The following is a 10,487-nucleotide window of genomic DNA, read 5'->3' on the forward strand; positions in this document are numbered from 1 at the left end:
CGTTTCCGTGGCTAGCGCGAACGAAGAGAAGCTTCTCGACAATCTGAAGTGGATGACCACTGAGCTGCGCCGGGCCCGTCGCCGCCTGACCGAGGTGGAGGCGGACGCGCAGGAACCGATCGCCATTGTGGCGATGAGCTGCCGCTTCCCCGGTGGCGTCGGTTCACCCGAGGATCTGTGGCAACTGGTCGCGGAGGGCGGCGACGCCATTTCCGGATTCCCCGCCGACCGCGGCTGGGACACCGAGGGACTGGCCGATCCGGACCCCGACCGCAAGGGCACCTTCTACAACAGCGGCGGTGGATTCCTCGACGGCGCCGCCGAATTCGACCCCGGATTCTTCGGCATTTCGCCGCGCGAGGCGCTCGCCATGGACCCGCAGCAGCGGCTGCTGCTGGAAACGTCCTGGGAGGCGTTCGAGCGCGCGGGAATCGACCCGACGTCCGTCAAGGGCAGCCGCACCGGCGTTTATGTGGGCGCCTCGGCCATGGGCTACGGCTCCGATGTCCAGGGCGCGCCGGAGGAGCTGGAGGGCCTGCTGCTCACCGGTGGCGCCACCAGCGTGCTGTCCGGCCGTATCGCCTACACCTTCGGCCTCGAGGGCCCGGCCGCCACGATCGACACCGCGTGCTCGTCGTCGCTGGTCGCCCTGCACTGGGCGGCCCAGGCGCTGCGGCAGCGCGAATGCTCGCTGGCCCTCGTCGGCGGCGTCACCGTGATGCCCAACCCCGATGTCTTCGTGGAGTTCAGCCGCCAGCGCGGCCTCGCCCCCGACGGCCGCTGCAAGTCCTTCGCCGCGGCGGCGGACGGCACCGGCTGGTCCGAGGGCGTCGGCGTGCTGCTGGTCGAGCGGCTGTCGGACGCGCGGCGCAACGGCCACCAGGTGCTGGCCGTGGTACGCGGCAGCGCGGTGAACCAGGACGGCGCGTCGAACGGTCTGACCGCGCCGAACGGCCCGTCCCAGCGGCGCGTCATCCGCCAGGCCCTGGAGAACGCCCGGCTGTCCGCCGCCGAGATCGACGTCGTCGAGGCGCACGGCACGGGCACCACGCTGGGCGACCCCATCGAGGCGCAGGCGCTGCTCGCCACCTACGGCCAGGAGCGGCCCGAGGGGCGGCCGCTGTGGCTGGGCTCGCTCAAGTCCAACCTGGGCCACGCCCAGGCGGCGGCGGGCGTCGCGGGCGTCATCAAGATGGTCATGGCGATACGCCACGGCCTCATGCCCAAGACCCTCCACGTCGACCAGCCGTCCCCGACCGTGGACTGGACGGCGGGCGAGGTGTCCCTGCTGACCGAGGCCCGCCCTTGGGACGAGACCGGCAGGCCGCGCCGGGCCGGTATCTCGGCCTTCGGCGTGAGCGGCACCAACGCCCACACCATCCTGGAGCAGGCCCCCGAGCAGGAGGAGGCTCCGGAAGACTCTCCGGAGCCGGACGGGGACACCACCCCGGCCGCGAACGCCGCGCCGGTCACCGCCGCCGTGCTGCCGTGGCTCCTCTCCGCCAGGAACGCGGCGGCGCTGCGCGACAACGCCCGGCGCCTCGCTTCCCACCTCGACCGCGAACCCGCCCTCGGCACCGCCGATGTGGGCCACTCACTGGCCACCGGCCGGGCGGCCCTGGAGCGCCGCGCGGTGCTCGTCGGCGAGGACCGCGCCGGGCCGGCGGCGGGCCTGGAGGCGCTGGCGCGGGGTGAGTCCGCGCCGGGGCTGATCGAGGGCTCGGTGGTCGAGGGCGAGACGGCGTTCCTGTTCACGGGGCAGGGGAGTCAGCGGCTGGGGATGGGGCGTGAGCTGTACGCGTCCTATCCGGTGTTCGCGGAGGCGCTGGACGCGGTGTGCGCGGAGCTGGACGCGCACCTTGAGCGGCCGTTGCGGGATGTGTTGTTCGGGGAGGACGCCGAGGCGCTCGACCAGACGGGGTTCACGCAGCCCGCGTTGTTCGCGGTTGAGGTGGCGTTGTTCCGTCTCGTTGAGGCGTGGGGGTTGCGGCCCGACTATCTGTCGGGTCATTCGATCGGTGAGTTGGCTGCCGCGCATGTGGCGGGTGTGTTGTCGCTGGCGGACGCGGCGAAGTTGGTGGCGGCTCGTGGGCGGTTGATGCAGGAGCTTCCGGCGGGCGGCGCGATGGTCGCGGTGCAGGCGTCGGAGGACGAGGTGGCGCCGCTGCTCAACGAGCGCGTCTCGATAGCCGCCCTCAACGGCCCGGCCTCCGTGGTCATCGCCGGTGATGAGGACGCGGCGCTGGAGATCGCTTCCGGTTTCGAGGCGCAAGGCCGTAAGACCAAGCGGCTCACCGTGAGCCATGCGTTCCATTCGCCGCGTATGGACGGGATGCTGGAGGCGTTCCGTCAGGTGGCGCGGGGGCTGTCGTACGAGGCTCCGAAGATTCCGATCGTGTCGAATCTGACCGGTGGCGTGGTGTCCGCCGACGAGATCGCGACTCCCGACTTCTGGGTGCGCCACGTCCGAGAGGCCGTGCGCTTCCTCGATGGGGTGCGCACTCTCGAGGCCAAGGGTGTCTCCACGTTCATCGAGCTGGGCCCGGACGGTGTGCTCACCGCGATGGCGCAGGAGTGTGTGACCGGCTCCGCGTCGGACGCCGCGTTCATCTCGGCGCTGCGCAAGGACCGTCCCGAGGCCGAGGCGCTGACCACGGCCGTCGCCCGCGCCCATGTGCGCGGTGTGGCGGTGGACTGGGCGGGATACTTCGCCGGTAGGGACGCCCACCACGTTGACCTGCCGACGTACGCCTTCCAGCATGAGCGGTTCTGGCTGGAGCCGGGCGTGGCCTCCGTGGGCGATGTGGCCTCGGTGGGCCTGGAGCTGGCGGGGCATCCGCTGCTCGGCGCCGCCGTGCCGCTCGCGGAGACCGATGGGTTGGTGTTCACGGGACGGCTGGGTGTGGATACGCATCCATGGCTGGCCGACCATGTGGTGCGGGGCGCGGTGGTGCTGCCCGGCACGGCGTTCGTGGAGCTTGCCGTTCGCGCCGGTGACCAGGTCGGCTGCGATCTGCTCGACGAGCTGACCCTGCACGCCCCGCTGGTGCTGCCCGAACGCGGTGGCGTCCGGCTGCAGCTCACCGTCGGCGCGCCCGATGGCGCCGGACGGCGGTCGCTGACCGTACTGTCCCGCGCGGAGGACGCCCCGGCCGAGGAGCCGTGGACGCGACACGCCGACGGTGTGCTCGCCACAGGCGCGCCCCGCCCGTCCTTCGCGCTGACCGCGTGGCCGCCGCAGGGCGCCGAGGCGGCCCGTACCGAGGAGCTGTACGCGGCGCTCGCGGACGGCGGGCTGCGGTACGGCCCGGTGTTCCAGGGGCTCACGGCCGCGTGGCGGCGCGGGGACGAACTCTTCGCCGAGGTCCGGCTGGACGAGTCCGCCGCGCCGGACGCGCAGGCGTACGGCCTGCACCCGGCGCTGCTCGACTCGGCGCTGCACGCGCTCGGCCTGGACGGCCTGGGCGACGGCGACGTCGACGGTGACGGCCAGGGGCGGCTGCCGTTCGCCTGGAGCGGCGTGTCGCTGTACGCGAGCGGCGCCTCGGCACTGCGGGTACGGCTGGAGCTGCGCGGCTCGGACGGTGTCCGGCTGGAGATCGCGGACCCGGCCGGTGCGCCGGTCGCGGCCGTGGACTCGCTGGTCCTGCGCGCCGTTTCGGCGGAGCAGGTGCGGGCCGCGCGGGCGGCGTACCACGAGTCGCTGTTCCGCGTGGAGTGGACCGAACTCCCGGCCGGGGCGGGCGCCTCCACGGGCAGCCGGTGGGCGGTGCTCGGCGCGGACGCGCTCGGGTTGGGTGCCACGGCATACGCGGACCTCGCGGAGCTGGGCGAGGCCGTCGATTCCGGAACGGCGCTGCCGGAGTACGTAGTGGTGTGCCCGGCACTTGAACGCCCAGGTGCGGCAATTCAAGCCCGTCCGGCGCTTGAGGACACGCCCGAAGGGCGTACCCACCCGCACGCGGACGGCGCGGCACTCGAATGCCCGGATGCGGCATCTCCAGCCCGTCCGGCGCTTGAGGACCGGGGTCAAGGGGCGGAGCCCATTGTTTCGGGAAGGGGCGGGGTGGGGGAAAGCCCCTCGCCCGCCACCACGGCGCATCAGGCCACCACCCAGGTGCTGGGGCTGCTCCAGCAGTGGCTGGCCGACGACCGCTTCACGGACTCACGTCTGGTCCTGCTGACCTCGGGGGCTGTGGCCACCGGGGCCGGTGAGCCGGTGACGGATCCGGCGGGCGCCGCCGTACAAGGACTGGTGCGCTCCGCGCAGGCCGAGAACCCGGACCGCTTCGTCCTCCTCGACATCGACGGACAGGACGCGTCGCTCGCGGCGCTTCCGGCCGCGCTGGCGGCGGGCGAGGAGCAGCTGGCCGTCCGTGCGGGCGTGGCCCGTATCCCACGGCTGGCCAGGGTGCCGGTCGCGGAAGAGACGACCACCGGGAACACCTTCGGCCCCGAGGGCACGGTGCTGGTGACCGGCGCGTCCGGTTCGCTGGGCGGGCTGGTGGCGCGGCATCTGGTGGCCGAGCGTGGCGTACGGCAGTTGCTGCTGGTGAGCCGTCGTGGCGACCAGGCCCCGGGTGCGGCCGAACTGGCCGCTGAATTGGGCGAGTTGGGTGCTGAGGTGCGCTGGGCGGCGTGTGATGTGGCGGACCGGGACGCGCTCGCCGCGACCCTCGCCGCCGTCCCCGCCGAGCACCCGCTGACAGCGGTCGTGCACACCGCGGGCGTGCTGGACGACGGTGTGATCGGCTCGCTCACCCCCGAGCGCGTCGACCACGTCATGCGCCCGAAGGTGGACGCGGCCTGGAACCTCCACGAGCTGACCCGCGAGCTGGACCTGACCGCCTTCGTGCTGTTCTCCTCCGCCTCGGGCGTGTTCGGCACCCCTGGCCAGGGCAACTACGCGGCGGCCAACGCCTTCCTCGACGCCCTGGCCGCGCACCGCCGCGCCGAGGGCCTGCCCGCCGTCTCCATGGCCTGGGGCCCCTGGGCGGGCGCCGGGATGGCCGGTGGCCTGGGCGAGGCAGACATCAGCCGGATGCGGCGGGCCGGACTGCCGCCGCTGTCCCCGGCGGAGGGCCTGGCGCTCCTGGACGCCGCGCTCACCACGGACGAGGTGGCACCGGTCCCGATGCGCGTGGACGCCGTGGCGCTGCGCGCCCAGGCCGCGGCGGGGGCGCTCGCGCCGCTGCTGCGCGGGCTGGTGCGGGTCCCGGTGCGCCGCGCGGTGGACACCGCCGCGGGCGGCGGTTCCGCGCTGGCGGAGCGGCTGGCCGGGCTGAGCGCGGCCGAGCGGGACCGGCTGCTGCTTGACCTGGTCCGTACGCAGGTGGCGGCCGTCCTCGGCTACGCGGGCCCGCAGGCCGTCGAGGAGGGCCGGGCGTTCAAGGACCTGGGCTTCGACTCCCTGACCGCCGTCGAGCTGCGCAACCTGCTGCGCGAGGCCACCGGGCTGCGACTGCCGCCGACGCTCGTCTTCGACTACCCCACCTCGACCGCCCTGGCGGGCCATCTGCGCCAGGAGATCGTCGGGGACCCGGCCGACGGAAAAGTCCCCGACCGGGTGATCAGCGCGGTGGACCGCGACGACCCGATCGCGATCGTCGCGATGAGCTGCCGCTTCCCCGGCGGGGTGCACTCGCCCGAGGAGCTGTGGCAGTTGCTGGTGGCCGGTGACGACGCCATCACCCCGTTCCCCGCCGACCGCGGCTGGGACCTCGCCACCCTCTACAGCGACGACCCCGACCTCGAGGGCACCAGCTACACCCGCGAGGGCGGCTTCCTGCACGACGTGGCCGACTTCGACGCCCCGTTCTTCGGCATCTCGCCGCGCGAGGCGCTCGCGATGGATCCGCAGCAGCGGCTGCTGCTGGAGACGTCGTGGGAGGCGTTCGAGCGGGCCGGGATCGACCCGGCCGCGCTGCGCGGCAGCCGTACCGGCGTCTACATCGGCTCCAACGACCAGGACTACCTGACCCTGTGGCTGAACGAGCCGCAGGGCCTCGAAGGCCACCTCGGCACCGGCAACTCCTCCAGCGTGGCCTCCGGCCGCCTCTCCTACGCCTTCGGGCTGGAAGGCCCGGCGGTCACCGTCGACACCGCCTGCTCGTCCTCGGTGGTGGCGCTGCACCTGGCCGCGCAGGCGCTGCGCAACGGCGAATGCTCGCTCGCGCTGGCCGGTGCCGTCACGGTCATGTCCACCCCGGGCGCCTTCCTGGAGTTCAGCCGGCAGCGCGGACTGGCCGCCGACGGCCGGATCAAGGCGTTCTCCGGTGACGCGGACGGCACCAACTGGTCCGAGGGCGTGGGCCTGTTCCTGGTGGAGCGGCTCTCCGACGCCCGCAGGAACGGCCATCCGGTGCTCGCCGTGCTGCGCTCCACCGCCATCAACCAGGACGGCGCGTCCAACGGCCTGACGGCGCCGAACGGCCCGTCCCAGCAGCGCGTCATCCGGCAGGCCCTCGCCAACGCCGGTCTTTCGGCCACGGACATCGACGTCGTGGAGGCCCACGGCACCGGTACGACGCTCGGCGACCCGATCGAGGCCCAGGCGCTGCTCGCCACCTACGGCCAGGACCGGCCCGAGGACCGCCCGCTGTGGCTGGGCTCGGTGAAGTCCAACATCGGCCACACCCAGGCCGTGGCGGGCGCCGCCGGCATCATGAAGATGGTCATGTCGATGCGGCACGGTGTGCTGCCGCGGACCCTGCACGTCAGCGAGCCGACCCCGCATGTCGACTGGACCGCGGGTGACATCGAGCTGCTGACCGAGGCCCGGCCCTGGCCGGAGACCGGCCGTCCGCGCCGCGCGGGCGTGTCGTCGTTCGGCTTCAGCGGCACCAACTCGCACGCCATCATCGAGCAGGCCCCGGCCATGGACCAGGCCCCGGCCATGGACGCGGCCTTCGCGCCCGCACCGGAGCGGCCCCTGCCCGTCCTCGCCTGGCCGGTCTCGGGCCGTACCGAGGACGCGCTACGGGCCCAGGCCGCACGGCTGCGGCCCGCCGTGGCCGCCGGGGCCGACGCTCCGCGCCCGCTCGACCTCGCGTACTCCCTGGCCACCTCGCGTGCCGCCCTGGAACACCGGGCCGTGCTGCTCGGCCGGGACGGCGACCTCCTCGGCGACCAGCTCGCGGCGCTGGCCGAGGGGCGCGGTGCGGCGGGGCTCGTCGAGGGCCCGGTGGCCGGTGGCAAGCTGGCGTTCCTGTTCACGGGGCAGGGGAGCCAGCGGCTGGGGATGGGCCGTGAGCTGTACGACGCCTACCCGGTGTTCGCGACGGCTCTGGACGCGGTGTGCGATGAGCTGGACGCACATCTCGAACGGCCCTTGAAGGGCGTCCTGTTCGGGGACGACGTCGAGGCGCTGGACCAGACCGGGTTCACTCAGCCCGCGTTGTTCGCCGTCGAAGTGGCGCTGTTCCGGCTGGTCGAGGCGTGGGGTCTGAAGGCGGACTTCCTGTCCGGCCACTCCATTGGTGAGCTGGCCGCCGCGCATGTGGCCGGTGTGCTCTCGCTCGCCGACGCGTGCACGCTGGTGGCGGCGCGTGGCCGTCTGATGCAGGAGCTTCCGGCCGGTGGCGCGATGATCGCCGTCCAGGCGTCCGAGGACGAGGTGGCGCCGCTGCTCAACGAGCGTGTCTCGATCGCCGCGCTCAACGGGCCGACGTCGGTGGTCATCGCCGGTGACGAGGACGCGGCGGCTGAGATCGCTTCCGGTTTCGAGGCGCAGGGTCGTAAGACCAAGCGGCTCACCGTGAGCCACGCGTTCCACTCGCCGCGTATGGACGGCATGTTGGACGCGTTCCGCGAGGTCGCACAGGGACTCACCTACGAATCCCCGCGCATCCCGATCGTCTCCAACCTCACCGGCGAGCTGGTCTCCGCCGAGGAGATCACCAGCCCCGACTTCTGGGTGCGCCACGTCCGCGAGGCGGTCCGCTTCCTCGACGGTGTCCGCGCTCTCGAAGCCCAGGGTGTCACCACGTACGTCGAGCTGGGCCCCGACGGAGTCCTCACCGCCATGGCCCAGGAGTGTGTGACCGGCGAGGACGCCGCCTTCGCGGCCGCGCTGCGCAAGGACCGCCCCGAGGCCGAGACCGTCACCACCGCGCTCGCCCAGGCGTATGTCCGGGGCGCCGAGGTGGACTGGGCCGGGTACTTCGCCGGGACCGGCGCTCACCGCGTCGACCTGCCGACGTACGCGTTCCAGCGCCGCCGCTACTGGCCGGACACCGCCCCGGAGGCCGGGATCCCGGCCGAGGGTGCCGTGGACGCGGTGGACGCGCGGTTCTGGGAGGCCGTGGAGCGCGAGGACTGGGAGTCGCTCGCCGGTGAGCTGCGGGTCGAGGGCGACCAGCCGCTCAGCGCGGTGCTGCCCGCCCTGTCGTCGTGGCGCCGCGCCCAGCGCGAGCGGTCCGCCGCCGACGGCCACCTCTACAACGTGATGTGGAAGCCGCGTCAACAAGGCGGCCCGTCGGGCTCCCCGGCCCCGTCCGGCACCTGGCTGACCGTCGTCCCGGCGAGCCACGCCGACGACCCGCGGATCACCGCCGTGGCCGACGATCTGACCCGCCGCGGCGTGCGGGTCGTCACGCTGGAACTGGACGCCGCCGACACCGACCCCGCCGCCGTGGCCGACCGCCTCGCCGCGGCGTCGGCCGACGGCCCGGTGGCCGGGGTGCTGTCCCTGCTGGCGCTGGACGAGCGGCCGCACCTGGAGCATCCGGCGGTGCCGGTCGGCCTCGCGCTGACCGGTGCGCTGGCCGAGGCGCTGGCGCTGCGGGGCGACGACGCCCCGGCGCGGCTGTGGTGCGCCACCCGGGGCGCGGTCTCGACCGGCGGCGCCGACCGGCTGGACAGTGCCACCCAGGCCCAGGTCTGGGGCTACGGCCGGGTGGTCGCCCTGGAGCAGCCCGAGCGCTGGGGCGGTCTGGTGGACCTGCCGGAGACCGTGGACGAGCGGGCGCTGGACCGGCTCGCGGCCGTACTCGCCGGATCGGACGACGAGGATCAGGTGGCGATCCGCGCCACCGGGGTCTTCGTACGCCGTCTCGTCCCGGCCCCGCGCACCGCGGCCACCGCGGCGGCCGAGCCCTGGACGCCGCGCGGCACCGTGCTGGTGACCGGTGGCACGGGCGCCCTGGGGCGGCATGTGGCCCGCTGGCTGGCGGACCACGGCGCGGAGCGGCTGGTGCTGCTCAGCCGCCGTGGCCCCGACGCGCCGGGCGCGGCCGGGATCGTGGCCGAACTGTCCGGCACCGACACCGTCGTGACCGTCGAGGCGTGCGATGTGGCCGACCGCCACGCGCTCGCCGCGCTGGTGGAGAAGCTGGCGGCCAACGGCACGCCGGTCCGGGCCGTGGTGCACTCGGCCGGGATCTCCCAGGAGCCCGGCACCGGTACCGAACTCCCCGAGTTCGCCCGGATCGTGGCGGCCAAGACGACCGGCGCGGTCCACCTCGACGCCCTCTTCGACGGCGACACCGAGTTGGACGCCTTCGTGCTCTTCTCCTCGATCGCCGGAGTGTGGGGCAGTGGCGGCCAGGGCGCCTACGCGGCCGGAAACGCGTTCCTCGACGCGCTGGCCGAACAGCGCCGGGCCCGTGGCCTGCCCGCCACCTCGGTGGCCTGGGGCCCGTGGGCGGAGGGCGGCATGGCCGCCGAGGGCGACGCCGAGGAGCAGCTGCGCCGCCGTGGACTGCCGCCCATGGCACCGGAGCTGAACATGGTGGCCTTCCAGCGGGTGCTCTCCCGCGAGGAGACCGCCGTGACGGTGGCCGATGTCGACTGGGAGCGTTTCGCCCCGGCCTTCACCGCCGCCCGCCCCCGCCCGCTGATCGACGATCTGCCGCAGGTGGCCAAGGCCCTGCGCGGCGGCGGCGACGGCGAGCCGGCGGACAAGGCGGCGGCCGACGGCGCGTCGGGCCTGCGCGAGCGGCTCGCCGGGCTGTCCGCGGCCGAGCGCGAGGACGCGGTGCTCGAGCTGGTCCGCACCCATGTGGCCAGCGCCCTCGGCCACGCCTCCGCCGACGAGGTCGAGGCCGGGCGCGCCTTCAACGAGCTGGGCTTCGACTCGCTCACCGCGGTCGAACTGCGCACCCGGCTCGGCGCGGCCACCGGCCTCAAGCTGCCCGTGAGTCTGGTCTACGACTACCCGACACCGGCCGCGCTCGCCGAGCACCTGCGGACCGAACTGGTCCCGGACGGACCGGGCCACGGCCCCGGCCACGCCCTGCCCGATGTGGACCTCGATCCGCAGGACGCCGAGCTGCGCCGCACCCTGGCCACCATCCCGATGAGCCGGATCCGGGAGGCCGGGCTGCTGGACACGCTGCTCAGGCTGGCCGATCCACAAGCCGCCACTTCCGACCCCAGCGGCGCCGAGGACGAGGCGGAGTCCATCGACGAGATGGACGTCCAGCACCTCATCGACATGGCGCTCGACCTCGACAGCCTCGACGGCAACGATTCCTGACGCGGGCCCA

General features: G+C 74.0%; 1 protein-coding gene. It reads left to right on the top strand.

Going from position 1 to position 10,487, the window contains the following annotated elements:
- The first annotated feature begins 7 nt into the window (after positions 1 to 7).
- Positions 8 to 10,477, top strand: a complete 10,470-nt coding sequence (locus JK364_RS08905) for a type I polyketide synthase (protein ID WP_201849344.1) — start codon at positions 8 to 10, stop codon at positions 10,475 to 10,477.
- Positions 10,478 to 10,487 lie beyond the last annotated feature (10 nt).

The organism is Streptomyces endocoffeicus, from assembly GCF_016741935.1.
Lineage (GTDB): Bacteria > Actinomycetota > Actinomycetes > Streptomycetales > Streptomycetaceae > Streptomyces > Streptomyces endocoffeicus.